The 14424-nt window shown below is 55.5% G+C and carries 15 protein-coding genes and 1 tRNA gene; 12 read left to right on the top strand and 4 right to left on the bottom strand.

Annotation, left to right across the window (positions count from 1 at the left end; translation table 11 throughout):
• The first annotated feature begins 37 nt into the window (after positions 1-37).
• The gene (hemH, locus tag M8010_RS11370; protein WP_250091317.1) at positions 38-1147 is read left to right on the top strand and encodes a ferrochelatase; all 1110 of its coding nucleotides are present in this window, start codon (positions 38-40) and stop codon (positions 1145-1147) included.
• 366 nt (positions 1148-1513) lie between these two features.
• Here the strand turns inward: hemH and M8010_RS11365 are convergent.
• Positions 1514-1604, bottom strand: a tRNA-Ser gene (locus tag M8010_RS11365).
• A 282-nt stretch (positions 1605-1886) separates the two neighbouring features.
• Between M8010_RS11365 and M8010_RS11360 the strand changes: the two genes are divergently transcribed.
• From M8010_RS11360 to M8010_RS11340, 5 genes are read left to right on the top strand one after another with little or no spacing between them, the layout of a single operon-like run.
• Positions 1887-2600, top strand: a complete 714-nt coding sequence (locus M8010_RS11360; protein WP_250091315.1) for a Bax inhibitor-1/YccA family protein — start codon at positions 1887-1889, stop codon at positions 2598-2600.
• On the top strand, positions 2597-3040 hold the full coding sequence (tusD, locus tag M8010_RS11355; protein WP_250091314.1) for a sulfurtransferase complex subunit TusD: 444 nt from the start codon (positions 2597-2599) through the stop codon (positions 3038-3040). Before M8010_RS11360 ends, tusD begins: the two co-directional genes overlap by 4 nt.
• A 2-nt stretch (positions 3041-3042) precedes the next feature.
• Positions 3043-3393, top strand: a complete 351-nt coding sequence (locus M8010_RS11350) for a DsrE family protein (RefSeq protein ID WP_250091312.1) — start codon at positions 3043-3045, stop codon at positions 3391-3393.
• Positions 3394-3404: 11 nt separating this feature from the next.
• Positions 3405-3686, top strand: a complete 282-nt coding sequence (gene tusB, locus M8010_RS11345) for a sulfurtransferase complex subunit TusB (RefSeq protein WP_250091311.1) — start codon at positions 3405-3407, stop codon at positions 3684-3686.
• A 3-nt stretch (positions 3687-3689) separates the two neighbouring features.
• On the top strand, positions 3690-4016 hold the full coding sequence (locus M8010_RS11340; RefSeq protein WP_250091310.1) for a TusE/DsrC/DsvC family sulfur relay protein: 327 nt from the start codon (positions 3690-3692) through the stop codon (positions 4014-4016).
• Here the strand turns inward: M8010_RS11340 and M8010_RS11335 are convergent.
• The 3 genes from M8010_RS11335 to nfuA all read right to left on the bottom strand — a co-directional run bounded on the left by M8010_RS11335 (position 4011) and on the right by nfuA (position 6262).
• On the bottom strand, positions 4011-4340 hold the full coding sequence (locus M8010_RS11335) for a hypothetical protein (protein ID WP_250091308.1): 330 nt from the start codon (positions 4338-4340) through the stop codon (positions 4011-4013). The two genes, M8010_RS11340 and M8010_RS11335, sit on opposite strands and share 6 nt — an antisense overlap.
• Positions 4341-4389: 49 nt before the next feature.
• Positions 4390-5589 (bottom strand): DUF445 domain-containing protein, encoded by a 1200-nt coding sequence (locus tag M8010_RS11330; RefSeq protein ID WP_250091307.1) that lies wholly within the window; start codon positions 5587-5589, stop codon positions 4390-4392.
• An 85-nt stretch (positions 5590-5674) separates the two neighbouring features.
• On the bottom strand, positions 5675-6262 hold the full coding sequence (nfuA, locus tag M8010_RS11325; protein ID WP_250091306.1) for a Fe-S biogenesis protein NfuA: 588 nt from the start codon (positions 6260-6262) through the stop codon (positions 5675-5677).
• Positions 6263-6447: 185 nt separating this feature from the next.
• Between nfuA and metH the strand changes: the two genes are divergently transcribed.
• The 6 genes from metH to M8010_RS11295 all read left to right on the top strand — a co-directional run bounded on the left by metH (position 6448) and on the right by M8010_RS11295 (position 14230).
• Positions 6448-10155, top strand: coding sequence for a methionine synthase (metH, locus tag M8010_RS11320; protein ID WP_250091304.1), 3708 nt, complete (start codon positions 6448-6450; stop codon positions 10153-10155).
• Positions 10156-10196: 41 nt separating this feature from the next.
• Positions 10197-10439, top strand: a complete 243-nt coding sequence (locus tag M8010_RS11315; RefSeq protein ID WP_250091302.1) for a DUF2970 domain-containing protein — start codon at positions 10197-10199, stop codon at positions 10437-10439.
• A 327-nt stretch (positions 10440-10766) separates the two neighbouring features.
• Positions 10767-12419: a nitrite/sulfite reductase gene (locus M8010_RS11310; RefSeq protein WP_250091300.1), complete on the top strand. Its 1653-nt coding sequence runs from the start codon at positions 10767-10769 to the stop codon at positions 12417-12419.
• A complete protein-coding gene (locus M8010_RS11305) occupies positions 12412-12915 on the top strand; it encodes a DUF934 domain-containing protein (protein WP_250091299.1) in 504 nt (167 codons plus the stop codon). The genes M8010_RS11310 and M8010_RS11305 overlap by 8 nt, the downstream gene beginning before the upstream one ends.
• Positions 12916-13195: 280 nt before the next feature.
• Positions 13196-13546 (top strand): IS110 family transposase, encoded by a 351-nt coding sequence (locus tag M8010_RS11300; RefSeq protein ID WP_250091297.1) that lies wholly within the window; start codon positions 13196-13198, stop codon positions 13544-13546.
• Between the two features lie 9 nt (positions 13547-13555).
• Positions 13556-14230 carry an IS110 family RNA-guided transposase gene (locus tag M8010_RS11295; RefSeq protein WP_250091296.1) on the top strand — a complete coding sequence of 225 codons (675 nt, stop codon included), beginning with the start codon at positions 13556-13558 and terminating at the stop codon, positions 14228-14230.
• Positions 14231-14424: the final 194 nt, after the last annotated feature.

Here is a 14424-nt window from a genome sequence, read left to right as displayed (position 1 = left end):
TCCGCTCTGACATCAACCGCTACCAGGATCCAGCACCATGCAGTACAAGGGTACCGCCAACTTTCGCCATGACCATCCGGAAAAGACCGGGGTACTGGTTACCAATCTGGGAACCCCGGATGCCCCAACGTCATCAGCCTTGCGCCGCTATCTCGGGGAATTCCTCTGGGACCCCCGGGTGGTGGAAGTACCGCGCCCGGTCTGGTGGCTGATCCTGCACGGCATCATCCTGCGAATCCGGCCCAGCCGTTCCGCGAAAGCCTATGCCAGTGTCTGGCAACCGGAGGGCTCTCCCCTACTGACCCATACGGCCAAACAGGCAGAGGGTATTCGTAAGGAATTACAGGGAAAGTATGGCAACAACATCGTGGTCGGTTTCGCCATGCGCTACGGTAACCCGAGCGTTTCGAAGGTTCTGGACGAAATGCAGGCTCAGGGAGTTCGCCAGTTGCTGGTACTACCACTGTACCCCCAGTACTCAGCGTCAACCTCCGCCTCCACGTTTGATGCCATCGCCCATGACTTCACCCGCCGGCGCTGGATACCGGATCTTCGGTTTGTTTCCCATTACCCGGACTATCCGCCCTACATTGAGGCCATGGCTAACCACATTCAGGCGCACTGGGATGAGCATGGGCGCAACGAAAAGCTGATTCTGTCCTACCACGGCGTTCCGCTGAAGTACCTGAAGAAAGGCGACCCCTATCACTGTGAATGCCACAAGACTTCGCGGCTGCTGGCAGAACGGCTTGGGCTGTCGAAAGAAGACTATATGACCACTTTCCAGTCACGCTTCGGCCGCGAGGAATGGTTGCAGCCATACACAGATGAGACCCTGAAATCTCTGCCCGGGAAAGGTGTGAAGTCCATAGATGTATTCTGCCCCGGCTTTTCCTCGGATTGCCTTGAAACCGTTGAGGAAATCGATGAAGAGAACCGGGAGTACTTTATGGAGGCAGGAGGCGAAGGCTTCAGCTACATTCCCGCGCTCAATGCAACACCGGGGCACATCAGCGCTCTGACCCAACTGATTGAAGACAATCTGCAGGGTTGGAAGGTCCCTACCAACGAGCCGGAGGAACTGGCCGCCCGCCTGCGTCTGGCCGAAGAACAGAAGCAGGCCCAGTACCCCGGCCGCGATCTGTAATCCGGAACCAGTGACGCTATCAGGGAGTACTGTCTTTTTCAGGGCTCCCGGATAGCTCCGGTACGGACTGGCATAAGGTACACTCTTCCGTATCCACAGCAGCTCCCCCGGCTTCAACATACCGAACCCTATGGCTAGCCCCACCGCGATTTGCAGTCACTGAGAACTTGCGGTCGTGACGAACGTCGCCGGATTCTGATGTTTGTTCCTGGTTGGTCTCTGAGTCTCGCATGGCGCAATTTCCTTTATCCACAATTTATTACAGTGTGGGGGCGGACAGCGCCAAATCCAACTCCGTCAGGTGCGTCGTATACAGTAGGTTGATCTTGAAGCAGTTATAAGGGGTGCGAAAAGAAGAAGAGAAAGTGGCGGTGGGCCAGGGATTCGAACCCCGGGAAGGCTATTAACCTTCGGCGGTTTTCAAGACCGCTGCATTCAGCCACTCTGCCAGCCCACCGTTTTCTCCACAGCCGTCATTGCGACAGCGGGGAGCATGATACCGGAATCTCCTGTTCTGTCAACGCCCTGGAATAATCCGGATAGCTTTTCGGAGTCAGGACACAGTCAGACCTCGATCTAAACTGAAGTTAATGGTATCCAAGGGAATCTTTATCCGTGATTAATGTCGGAAACGATTGAAAGTTGGGATTTCGCCATTATTATGGAGTTAACACACATTGGGGTGGGCGGAAGGCAAGTGCCCAGATCCAAAGGCAGCAATAACCGGAGATAAGTCAGAATGCAAAACAGACAGTATAGCGTTCAGAAACAGGGAAGCCAGATTGCTCGCGGCTCTGCTACTGCCGCCATCGGCGCAGAGGCCAAGAAGGTTCTGCGCAACACCTACACACTCCTCGGTATGACGCTGTTGTTCAGTGCGGCTACCGCTGGCGTTTCCATGGCCCTCGGCCTGAGCCACATGGTCGGGCTGATGTGCAGCATCGGTGCACTACTGCTTATCTGGTTTGTGCTTCCCAAAACTGCCAACAGTTCCGCGGGCATTGGCGTTGTATTTGCCTTCACAGGCCTTCTCGGTCTGTCGCTCGGTCCAATTCTTTCCTTCTACCTGGCCATGTCTAACGGTGGACAGGTCGTCATGCAGGCACTGGGTGGCACGGCGGTGGTGTTCTTTGCGCTGTCCGGCTACGTGCTGACTACCAAGAAAGATTTCAGCTTCATGCGGGGAATGCTGGTAGCAGGCCTGGTGGTCGTGGTTGTCGCCATGCTGGGCACAGTAGTTGCCTCCATGTTTGGTGTTGATGTAACAGTATTCAGCCTGGCGCTGAGTGCCGCCATCGTGTTCCTGATGTCCGGTTTCATCCTGTATGACACCAGCCGCATCGTTAACGGTGGCGAGACCAACTACATCCTGGCAACAACAGGCCTGTACCTGAACATCTACAACCTGTTCGTGAGCCTGCTTCATATCATTGGCGCCTTTTCCAACGAATGAGCAACAGCTTGCCAGAGCAGACAAAAACCCCGGCGCCTGCCGGGGTTTTTACGTTGGTGATTACCGGTGCACCCTACTCGTCTCAGGCGCCACAGACAGCCCTGCACTTCGCCCGCGCTGCGCTGGCCGCCAACAAGCGAATTGACCGGGTATTCCTCTACGGGGATGGTGTTCACCTGGCGTCCAGCCTCAGTACACCGCCCTCCGACGAATTGAACCTCTCTGAAGCCTGGGCCGGCTTCATGGCCGAAAACAACATTCCCGGAGTTGCCTGTATTGCCTCTGCTCTCCGGCGCGGCCTCGTTAACGAATCAGAAATGCAACGCCATGAACTTTCCGCGTTCAACCTTCGCGCGCCTTTTGAGATCGCAGGGTTGGGCGAGTGGGTGGACAGCGCCGCTTCTGAATCCCGTGTCCTATACTTTCACAGAGGAAGCTGACGATGAGCACGCTTATCATTATCGACCAGCCTCCTTACGGCTCCTGGGAAGGCCGTGAAGCACTGGACATGGCCTTTTCCCTGGCTGCGTTCGATCAACCGGTTTCTCTGCTGTTCTGCGGTGCCGGAGTAAACTGGTTGCGTAAAGGACAGGACGCCACGACGATTCAGCAAAAATCCGTTGAACGGAACCTGGCTGCGGCGCCGGTCTTCGGCGTGGAAGCTTTGCTTGCAGACAACAAGGCCTGTGACCACTACGGTCTGACGGAGGAGGATCTGCTCGACCCTGTTTCCATCACTGATTTCGGCCCGGAACTGACCAGCCGCTTCGACCACGTCGCCTTTGCAGGCTAGGGACTGAGCCAATGACCAGATTCAAAACCCTGCACATTCTCAATAAACCACCGGAGCACGCTCGCTACCGGCTGTGCCTTTCCGCTATCGGTCCGCAGGATGGATTACTACTGACCGAGAATGGCGTTCTCGCCATTACCCAACCTTTGGCGATCAACAAGGAGCGGTGTTTTGCGCTAGCGCCCGATCTGGAAGCCCGGGGGCTTTTATCACACGTCAGCAGCGATCAAATAGCGTCGTTTGATGACATGGTAGATCTGACCGCCCTTGCCGAAAACGTTATTAGCTGGTGAACCATGACTGACACCCTGATGCCGGAAAGAAATAATGAAGGTTTTCTCGAGAACGCGGAGCACTGGAGCCCGAAGGTTGCCGAGATTATTGCGCGTGACGACGGCATTGATCTTTTAAAAAATCACTGGGAAATCATCAGTTTTCTGCGTGAATTTTACAAACAACATGAGATGTCACCGCCCTCCAACCGCCTGTTCGTAAAGGCAGTAAAAGAGGCGTTCGGCGAAGCAAAAGGCAACAGCATCTACCTGATGCAACTGTTTCCCGGAACCCCGGCAAAAACTGCCTGCCGCATCGCAGGCCTGCCACGGCCAACAAACTGCCTATAGGTCCTTGCGGGGCTTCCTTTCCTGCCCTGGCACATCGCCAAGAAAACTGCTCAGGCCATTTTCGAACAGGTTCGACCCGAAGCGCAGAAACTGGCGGCTGGATTCCTTGGCCGTGCTTTCCGGAAGTTCCCTCAGGGTTTCCTCAACACCCTCTCGAACACCCCTTTTGACTCCGGGTTCTATCTCCCGCGCAGCCTGTATGATTTCCTCAACCTTGCGGTCCAGGTGTGGCTTCATAACGGCAAACCAGAAAACGGCAAGCGCAGCTAGCACAGATGCAGCGGTTACCGCCGCCTGGATTACCAGTGTCCATCCAAAATCCATAGTCTGCCCTCCCGGTCAGTCGACTGTGTCAGGCCTCTCGTTCGGCCCGTTACGCAAATACATTGTTCAGTACCAGGAACTGCAGACCACCGGCCAGGGCGCCAAGCAATCCACCCACCAGCATGAGCTGGAGCTCTTCTTCTCGAAACGCCGGCCTGAGTATGTCCTGAAACTCCGCTGGGGCCAGGGATTTCATCTGGCTGGCCAACACGCTGGCCACCACGGGCGCCCTTTCCCGGTTGAACGCCGGGTCGCCAAACACATCCCGGGTTGCAAGCACGGCTTTCTGGTTCATGGCCTTCTTGAGCTCGGTGTAGCCCGTCATGCCTACAGTGACCTGCGCGGTCAGTTTCATTACCACAGAATTGTCCAGAAGTGGCCGCAGGTGCTTTTGAATAATAGCCCGCGTGCGGTCACCACGGCTGCCGTTGATCATGGCATCGGCAACCTTCTCTACGGTAATCAATTCTTCGGCTACCAGCCTTGCCCAGACATCACTGATTTCCGGCTGGCGCCTGAGAAACAGCCCCTGGACCTTCCAGAACAGAAAGCGCCGGGGCTGCAGCGGGCGGAAAATCAGGTTAATGGCAATCCAGTTGGTGAGAAACCCCACGGCAAACCCGCCCACCGGAAGAAGCCATGGCTCCGGGTACCGGGCCCAGAGTGGCGCAAGGATCGCCCCCAGAAGCCCCCCGATGATCGCACCACGGTTAATGACAGACCGAAGCTCCACTGAGCCTGCCTGTTGGAATATACGGTTCATCAGGTCCGGGTGGGATTCGAGTTCACGACTCAGCAGCGCTTTCAGGTCTACCAGGTCATTGAGGTCGTCACCAAAGTCTTCCACCAATGATTCAATCCGCGCCGGCAACTGCTCACGCCCCCATTGATAAATGCGGTTGCGAACGAACAATGGCAGGTTGTCCCATAGCACCGGCTGGATGTCGTACATGACCTCATCGATGTACTCATCCATCCGCGGGCCGACCTGGGAAATGACCTGCTCGACGATTTTCTGGGGCTGCAGCTTCTGATAAACCTCATTCAGGTCCCCGAACTGCTGCAGAGTCCGGTCGATGCAGATATGGGCCATTTTCTCGGACTTGCGGGGAATAACGCCCTGCCAGCCGAACAATCCGACGCCCACAAACTGCACCGGATAGAACGACATCTGAATTGCCAGCCAGTTGGTGAACCAGCCAACCATGGCGGCTACCAGTGGCACAGACAGAAGTGCTACATCAACCAAGACAGACCCCGATAACCAGTAGCTACGAAACAAAAGAAGCCGGCAAGAGCCGGCTTCTTAATATACCTGAAATCTTACGTTTACCCTATTGATAATACGCGTTTTCTTTAACTGTATGATCCGTTACGTCCCGCACAGCAGTGATTTCAGGGACGCGCTCTTTCAGCGTGGACTCAACACCTTGCTTGAGGGTCAGGCTGACGGCGCTACAACCCTGACATCCACCGCCGAACCTTAGTACGGCAACGGACTCATCGACAATCTCAACCAGCGACACATCGCCACCATGAGCGGCCAGGTTCGGGTTGATCTCGGACGCCAGCACGTACTGGATTCTGTCCGGTAATGGTGCGTCATCATCGACCTTGGGCACCTTGGCATTGGGTGCCTTGATGGTCAGTTGCCCACCCATCTGGTCCTTGGAGTAGTCGACATAGGCTTCTTCAAGGAAAGGGACCGAATTATGATCAAGAAACAGGGTAAACTTGCCAAGATCAATCTGCTCGTCAGTCGGCACAATTTCATTGGGCGGGCAGTACGCCAGACAGGTCTCGGCATTCTTGGTCCCGGGCTGGGTCACGAAAATACGGACGCCCATGCCCTCAACATCCTGTTTTTCGATAAGTTGTGCAAGGTAATCCCGTGCGGGATCTGTCACCGTAACCAATGCCATAATTGCAACCTGTTCGTTAATTTATACGTATTTTAAGTGAGTTCGCTCCAACATGAAAGACCAAGTAAAATAGTCAGACTTTAATTGGGTCATTGACGAACATCATGATGGCGTGGGACGACCTCCGCCAATTTTGCTATGATCCCGCGCCATCAAGACAAATACGACTTCCGGAAGTAATCTATATGACCGATCGCAGCCCTCGTCTGGACCGCCTGGAACAACTTGGTAATGCCCTTAAAGAACGCATCGTTATTCTCGATGGCGGCATGGGTACCATGATCCAGAACCTGAAACTGGACGAGCAAGCTTTCCGGGGCGAGCGATTTGCCGATTACGACCGGGAAGTTCAGGGTAACAATGACCTGCTGAACCTGACCCAGCCTGCCCTGCTGCGCAATATTCACGCGGATTACCTGGATGCCGGCGCCGATATTATAGAAACCAACACTTTCAACTCCACGCAATTATCCCAGGCAGACTATGGCCTGGAATCGCTGGCCAAAGAGCTTAACGTGGCGGCGGCAAAACTGGCGCGCGAGATCGCCGACGAATTTACCGCCCGCAACCCGGACAAACCGCGTTTTGTGGCGGGGGCCGTAGGGCCTACGTCCCGCACTGCCTCTATTTCGCCCGATGTAAACAACCCGGGTTACCGAAACGTTGACTTCCAGACTCTGGTGGACAATTACTACGAAGCGGTCGAGGGCCTGGTTGAGGGCGGTTGCGACCTGATTCTGATCGAAACCATCTTCGATACTCTGAACGCGAAGGCGGCCATCTACGGCACCCAACAGTATTTCATCGACAGTGGCATTGAATTGCCAATCATGATTTCCGGCACCATCACCGACGCCTCTGGCCGCACACTTTCGGGCCAGACCACGGAGGCCTTCTGGAATTCCGTGGCCCATGCCAAGCCCATATCCGTGGGCCTTAATTGCGCCCTCGGTGCTGACGCCCTGCGTCCTCACGTAGAGGAACTCTCCAACAAGGCCGACACCTACGTTAGCGCACACCCTAACGCAGGCCTTCCGAACGAGTTCGGGGAATACGACCAGACTCCGGAAGAAATGGCTGAAATCATTGAGGGTTTCGCCCGGGACGGATTCCTGAACATTATCGGCGGTTGTTGCGGGTCCCGGCCGGATCACATCGAAGCCATCGCCAATGCGGTCTCCAAGTACCCGCCCCGTATCATTCCAGAGCCCAAGAAGGCGCTCCGTCTGTCTGGCCTGGAACCTTTCACCGGTGACGAAAACACCCTGTTTATCAATGTGGGCGAAAGGACCAACGTCACAGGCTCCAAGCGCTTCCTGCGGCTGATCAAGGAAGAACAGTACGAAGAGGCACTGAGCGTGGCCCGTGACCAGGTGGAAAACGGTGCCCAGATCATCGACATCAACATGGACGAGGGAATGCTGGATTCAAAGGAAGTCATGGTGACTTTCCTGAAACTGGTCGCCTCAGAGCCTGACATTTCTCGGGTCCCGTTGATGATCGACTCCTCCAAGTGGGAAGTCATCGAAGCCGGCCTGCGCTGCATTCAGGGCAAAGCCGTAGTGAATTCAATCAGTCTCAAGGAGGGCGAGGAAGAATTTCTGAAGCGCGCCCGGGATTGTATGCGGTATGGTGCCGCCGTTGTGGTAATGGCCTTTGACGAGGACGGCCAGGCCGATACTTACGAGCGCAAGACCGAGATCTGCAAACGCTCCTATGATCTGCTCGTTGGCATCGGCTTCAATGCCGGCGACATCATTTTTGACCCCAACATCTTTGCCATTGCCACAGGCATCGAAGAGCACAACAACTATGCGGTTGATTTCATCAATGCCAGCCGCTGGATTCGCGATAACCTGCCCCATGCCTCGATTTCCGGGGGCGTAAGCAACGTGTCGTTCTCGTTCCGCGGTAATGATGCGGTACGGGAGGCCATTCACTCGGTATTTCTGTATCACGCCATCAAGGCCGGCATGAACATGGGCATCGTCAATCCCGGGCAACTGGTGATCTACGATGAAATTGACCCGGAACTGAAAGAGCTGGTCGAGGATGTGGTCCTTAACCGCCGTGACGATTCCACCGACCGGCTGCTGGAAATTGCAGAGCGCTACCGCAGCAAGGGTGGAAAAACCCAGGAGGAAGATCTCGCCTGGCGTGAGTGGCCAGTCGAGAAGCGGGTTGAGCATGCCTTGGTCAAAGGCATTACCAGCTACATCATCGATGATACGGAAGCGTGTCGTCAGCGGGCAGAACACCCCATTGAGGTGATTGAAGGTCCACTGATGGACGGCATGAACGTGGTCGGCGATCTGTTCGGCGATGGCAAGATGTTCCTGCCCCAGGTGGTCAAGAGTGCCAGGGTGATGAAGCAGGCAGTTGCACATCTGATTCCCTACATTGAGGCAGAGAAAACCGAGGACCAGAAAGCCAAGGGCAAGATCCTGATGGCAACGGTCAAGGGTGATGTACACGACATCGGCAAGAACATCGTCGGCGTGGTATTGCAGTGCAATAACTACGAGGTCATCGACATGGGCGTGATGGTGCCCTGCGACAAGATCCTGCAAACCGCAAAGAAAGAGAACGTTGATATCATTGGCCTGAGTGGCCTGATTACGCCGTCGCTGGACGAAATGGTGCATGTGGCGAAGGAAATGCAGCGGCTGGATTTCCACATTCCGCTGATGATTGGCGGAGCCACCACTTCCAAGGCCCACACCGCGGTGAAGATTGAGCAGCAGTACAAGAATGACATTGCACTGTATGTGTCTGACGCCTCACGTTGTGTCAATGTGGCGTCCCAGTTGCTGAGCAAGACGGCAAAACCTGCCCTGGTAGATGCCGCAAGAACCGAATACCACGACATCCGCGAGCGCCGAAAGAACCGGGGTGAGCGAACCAAACTGGTGTCGTTGAAGGAAGCCCGAAATCGGGCGCCCGAGATCAACTTTGACAACTACCAGCCACCTCGGCCCGCTTTTACCGGCATCCGGTCTTTCGAGACCTACGATCTGGAGAAGCTGCTCGACTATGTAGACTGGTCACCCTTCTTCATTTCCTGGGACATGTCCGGCAAGTACCCGGCGATTTTCGACGATCCGAAACGGGGTGAAGCCGCCAAAGTGCTCTTCGACGATGCCCAGAAAATCCTGCGGCAGATGATTGATGAAAAACGCGTTTCTGCCAAAGCGGTGATCGGCTTCTGGCCGGCCAACCGTCGGGGCGACGATATCGTGCTCTATACCGACGAAAGCCGTAACACAGAGCTAACCACCCTGCACCACTTGCGCCAGCAGGACGAGAAGGCTCCAGGCAAGCCAATGATGGCATTGTCGGATTTTGTGGCACCCGAGGGCGACGGCCCCTGCGATTATGTTGGTGGCTTTGCAGTAACGACCGGTATTGGCGCGGAAGAGTTCTCCCTGGAGTTCAAAGATCGCAACGATGATTACAATGCGATTATGGTTAAGGCACTGGCGGACCGTCTGGCAGAAGCCTTTGCTGAGCACCTGCACGAACGTGTAAGGAAAGAATTCTGGGGATACGCAGGCGATGAAACCCTCAAGAACGAGGATCTTATTCGTGAACGCTACCAGGGCATACGCCCGGCACCGGGATACCCGGCCTGCCCCGACCACACCGAAAAAGCCACGCTGTTTGATCTGCTGAATGCCCCGGAGCACGCCGGCCTGGAGCTGACAGAGCATTTCGCCATGTTCCCGACAGCGGCCGTCTCAGGATGGTATTTCTCACATCCTGAATCAAAGTACTTTGCAGTGGGCAAAATTGGCGCAGATCAGGTTGAGGACTACGCTGAACGTAAAGGCATATCCAAAGCCGAAGCAGAACGCTGGCTGGCGCCCAGCCTCAGTTATGATCCTGCAGAATGACAACTGCCGGAAAAGCCAAACCCGATCAGATGGAAGGATGTATGGTCGAGAACCAGAATAACGAGTCACAGCCCACCCGCAATAAAGACAAAAAGGGACCGGGTGTTCTCAAAGTCATGCAGAGCATTCTCGCCGGCGCTCTCGGAGTTCAGTCCGACAAGCGCCGGGAGGAAGATTTCTCAAGCCACAGCCCTTGGCCCTATATTATCGCCGGGATACTGTTTACCTTGGGCTTTGTCGTTGCCCTGATTATCGTGGTCAAGTTGGTGCTATCCGGTCAATAAACTCTATTGGCCGGATACCCAGATCACGGCAAAGGCAACCACAAGGGCCACGAGCAATACGGCCGCTACCGCGTCCGCCTGGCTATCGGATCGCATCATCTTCTTCATAGTCTTTCCCCTTATTTTGTTATGTGTTTTCTCAAGCACGCCTTTTTAAACTTAAGCTGAAATTTGATATCCGTCCAGCAATATCTCGCTTTCTATATCACTCAAATCGATAAACATATTTTGAAATAATCATTTTAAGAATAATGGCACGGTGATATTCTCCTCCGCAAGAACAGGCACCAAGGCCGTATTTCCAGCGTTTCAGCAGGACGTTCCACTATGTATGTTTATGACGAACACGATCGGCAGATGGCTGCCGAGCGCGTTGCACAGTTCCGTGATCAGACCGAAAGGGCCCTGGCTGGCGAGCTGCAGGAAGACGAATTTCTTCCACTGCGCCTGCAGAACGGATTGTACGTGCAGCGTCTTGCACCGATGTTGCGTATTGCCGTTCCCTACGGAATGCTCCGCTCCGCACAGCTTCGCCGGCTGGCTCGGATAACGCGGGACTATGACAAAGGTTATGCCCACTTTACAACCCGTCAGAACGTTCAGCTCAACTGGCCGGCGATTGAAGATGTGCCAGACATACTGGCGGAACTGGCAGAAGTGGAAATGCACGCCAACCAGACCAGCGGCAACTGCATCCGCAATACCACAACCGATCAGTTCTCTGGTGTACAGGCGGACGAAATCACCGACCCACGCCCCTACTGCGAGATTATCCGGCAGTGGTCAACCTTTCATCCGGAATTCGCATTTTTGCCGCGCAAATTCAAAGTGGCAGTGAATGCGTCCGAGCAAACCGACCGCGCAGCCATCCAGGTTCACGATATCGGCCTGCAAATGGTGCGCAATGATCAGGGTGAACTGGGTTTCCAGGTGCACGTGGGCGGCGGGCTTGGCCGTACCCCGATGGTGGGCCCGGTGATTCGTGAGTTCCTCCCGGAACTGGATCTTCTTACTTACCTTGAAGCCGTATTGCGTGTGTACAACCGTTACGGCCGTCGGGACAACAAGTTCAAGGCGCGAATCAAAATCCTGGTAAAAGCGCTGACTCCGGAGGGTTTTGCGGCGAAGGTGGAGGAAGAGTGGTCCCACATCAAGGATTCACCTACCCGCCTCACCGAAGAAGCAATCAGCCAGTTCAAGGGCTACTTTACAGAACCCGACTACCAGGCAGTTCCGGATGTAACGGATACGCTGGCAACTCAGCGCTTCGAGAACCGTGAGTTTGATCAGTGGATTACCCATAACGTCGATAGCCACAAGAATCCGGGTTATGCCATCGTAACGCTGACCATGAAGAAAACCGGCACACCACCCGGAGATGTCAGTGATCGTCAGCTTGAGCAAATCGCCGATGTTGCGGATCAGTACAGCTTTGGTGAGGTGCGGGTTACCCATCAGCAGAATGTGGTTCTCGCGGATGTCCGGAAAGACCAGCTTTTCGAGCTATGGCAGGCCATAACACCAATGGGATTCGCAACTGCCAACCTCAACACCCTGACCGATGTCATCTGCTGCCCGGGTGGTGACTACTGCGCCCTGGCCAACGCCAAGTCGATTCCTGTTGCCGAGGCCATCCAGCGCCAGTTCGACGACCTGGATTTTCTCTATGACATTGGCAACATCGACCTGAATATTTCCGGCTGCATGAATGCCTGTGGCCACCACCACGTGGGCAACATTGGTGTTCTTGGTGTCGACAAGAAGGGCCAGGAGTTTTACCAGATCAGCCTGGGTGGTTCGTCTCATCACGATGCCGCCATCGGCAAGATTCTGGGGCCGTCTTTTGCCCGGGATGACATGCCAGAAGTGATCCAGAAGATTATCAATGTGTACGTCGATCACCGCACAGAGGAAGAGCCTTTCCTGGACACGTATCGCCGTATCGGCATTGAGCCATTCAAGGAGCGGGTTTATGCCTGATTTGATTACCAGCGACGGAAGTATCCGTGAGGACAACTGGGTCCTTGTTCACAGGCCCTCTGATGGTGAATCCCTGGATATTCCGGAGCAACCGGCACTGATTCCCGCTGATTTGTGGCTTGCCGGCAAAGAGCATTTTGAAGGCCGGGATGATATCGGGGTCTGGCTGGACAGCCATGAGGAGCCGGAGATGCTCACTGGCGTGGTCAATGAGCTGCCGGTTATTGCGGTGAATTTCCCGAAGTTCAGTGATGGTCGCGGTTACAGTATCGCGCGGATTCTGCGAGAGCGACTCAACTATCGCAATGAACTCCGTGCGGTGGGTGATGTTCTGCTGGATCAGCTTCAGTTCATGAAGCGCTGCGGATTTGATACCTATGTGCTGCGAGCAGACAAGGACATTACCAAAGCGGCCCGTTGTCTGAACTTCTTCACTCAAGGCTACCAGGCAGCCACAGATACTGACGTGCCCCTGTTTCGCCGTCGAGCTTCCTGACTTTTTACTCGCCGGGGGGCTCTTTGACTCCCATGACGAACGAAGCGGGGGCCAGCAACCAAAACACGCCTCAAGACGTCCTGTTCGGCTTGGGCTCCGCCATCCCTGGCTCCGCACAGTTTTGGCTGCCGGCCCCCACTTCGTTCTGGCGGATACGGGAGGTGACCCGCCCGGACATCAACCGTAGGTCGATGTGATGGTCTCCTCCCCTCCTAATCGGCGTCGCAATGCGCCAGGATAGGGAAGGAGAATTTCCTATCAGAAATGAGGGGAGGAGACCATGGCAAAGCTTACAACGATTGGCATTGACCTCGCAAAGAACACGTTTGCCCTTTACGGGCTGGGCCCGAAAGGCCAATGCGGCTGGAAGCGCAAAGTACGCCGTAAGCAATTGCTGGAGCAACTGGTCCGGCTGGAGCCGTGCAAGGTCGCCCTGGAGGCGTGTGGCAGCTCACATTACTGGGCCCGTCAGATACAGGCCTTGGGACACCAGGTTGAGCTTTTACCGCCCCAGCACGTCAAGGGCTATCTGCGAGGTCAGAAGAACGACTACAACGACGCCCAGGCCATTGCGGAGGCGAGCGAGCATGGGCGAATTCGTCCGGTGCCACTCAAGGGCGCTGAGCAGTAGGATGAACAAATGCTGCATAAGCTGCGCCGGGGTGTGAGCACAGAACGGACCCGGATCAGCAATCAGTTGCGAGGACTGTTAGCCGAGTACGGCGTGATCATTCCCCAAGGCATAGCGGCTTTACGCCGGGAGCTACCGCTCGCTCTGGGGGACGCCGACAATGAGTTAACCGATTGGGCGCGGCAGTTACTGAACCGCCAGTATCAGCGGTTTTTAGAGGTAGAGAAGGAACTGGCCTGGTACGACCAGCAAGTGCAGCGGATGGCTAAACAGGACGAGACCTGTCAGCGCCTGCAAGCCATACCGGGTATTGGCGAGGTGGTCGCCAGCCTGCTGAAGGGCTGGATGGGCGATGGCCGCCAGTTCCGCAGAGGCAGAGACGCCGCAGCGGCGTTGGGACTGGTTCCCCGTCAAAACAGCACGGGTGGCAAAGACGTACTGCTGGGGATCAGCAAGCGAGGCGACCCGTACGTGCGTGCCCAGCTGGTCCACGGAGCCCGATCGGTGGCTGCCCGGGCTGACAGGAAGACCGACCGGCTAAGCCGATGGGTCCAGCGGCTGAAGGCTGAGCGGGGCTTCAACAAAGCCACGGTGGCATTGGCCAATAAATTGGTTCGCATTGCCTGGGTGATCATCGCCCGAGGCGAACATTACCAGCCACCGGAGCAACAGCTGGCTGGATGAGTGAATGAAATAGACAAACGACACGAAGTAAACGAGTAAGAAGATCACCTTCCCTCAGGTTGCGAGGGTCGCAGCGATTGATGGCATAACAGGTCAGACCGGCCTGCCGAAAACCTGATTAATCCGAGGGCCCGAGAGGCCGTTAGGTCGATAAGGACGGTAGGCGCGGATCTTTCCATCAAGGCCAGAGGCGA

The organism is Marinobacter sp. ATCH36 (assembly GCF_023555055.1).
GTDB lineage: Bacteria > Pseudomonadota > Gammaproteobacteria > Pseudomonadales > Oleiphilaceae > Marinobacter.
The sequence above is the reverse complement of the archived record's forward strand: the minus strand, read 5'-3'. Positions and strand labels throughout refer to the sequence as shown.

Coding starts and splice junctions, on each gene's coding strand:
- hemH (WP_250091317.1), top strand. CDS start 38: ATGCAGTACAAGGGTACCGCCAACTTTCGCCATGACCATCCGGAAAAG.
- M8010_RS11360 (WP_250091315.1), top strand. CDS start 1,887: ATGCAAAACAGACAGTATAGCGTTCAGAAACAGGGAAGCCAGATTGCT.
- tusD (WP_250091314.1), top strand. CDS start 2,597: ATGAGCAACAGCTTGCCAGAGCAGACAAAAACCCCGGCGCCTGCCGGG.
- M8010_RS11350 (WP_250091312.1), top strand. CDS start 3,043: ATGAGCACGCTTATCATTATCGACCAGCCTCCTTACGGCTCCTGGGAA.
- tusB (WP_250091311.1), top strand. CDS start 3,405: ATGACCAGATTCAAAACCCTGCACATTCTCAATAAACCACCGGAGCAC.
- M8010_RS11340 (WP_250091310.1), top strand. CDS start 3,690: ATGACTGACACCCTGATGCCGGAAAGAAATAATGAAGGTTTTCTCGAG.
- M8010_RS11335 (WP_250091308.1), bottom strand. CDS start 4,340: ATGGATTTTGGATGGACACTGGTAATCCAGGCGGCGGTAACCGCTGCA.
- nfuA (WP_250091306.1), bottom strand. CDS start 6,262: ATGGCATTGGTTACGGTGACAGATCCCGCACGGGATTACCTTGCACAA.
- metH (WP_250091304.1), top strand. CDS start 6,448: ATGACCGATCGCAGCCCTCGTCTGGACCGCCTGGAACAACTTGGTAAT.
- M8010_RS11315 (WP_250091302.1), top strand. CDS start 10,197: ATGGTCGAGAACCAGAATAACGAGTCACAGCCCACCCGCAATAAAGAC.
- M8010_RS11310 (WP_250091300.1), top strand. CDS start 10,767: ATGTATGTTTATGACGAACACGATCGGCAGATGGCTGCCGAGCGCGTT.
- M8010_RS11305 (WP_250091299.1), top strand. CDS start 12,412: ATGCCTGATTTGATTACCAGCGACGGAAGTATCCGTGAGGACAACTGG.
- M8010_RS11300 (WP_250091297.1), top strand. CDS start 13,196: ATGGCAAAGCTTACAACGATTGGCATTGACCTCGCAAAGAACACGTTT.
- M8010_RS11295 (WP_250091296.1), top strand. CDS start 13,556: ATGCTGCATAAGCTGCGCCGGGGTGTGAGCACAGAACGGACCCGGATC.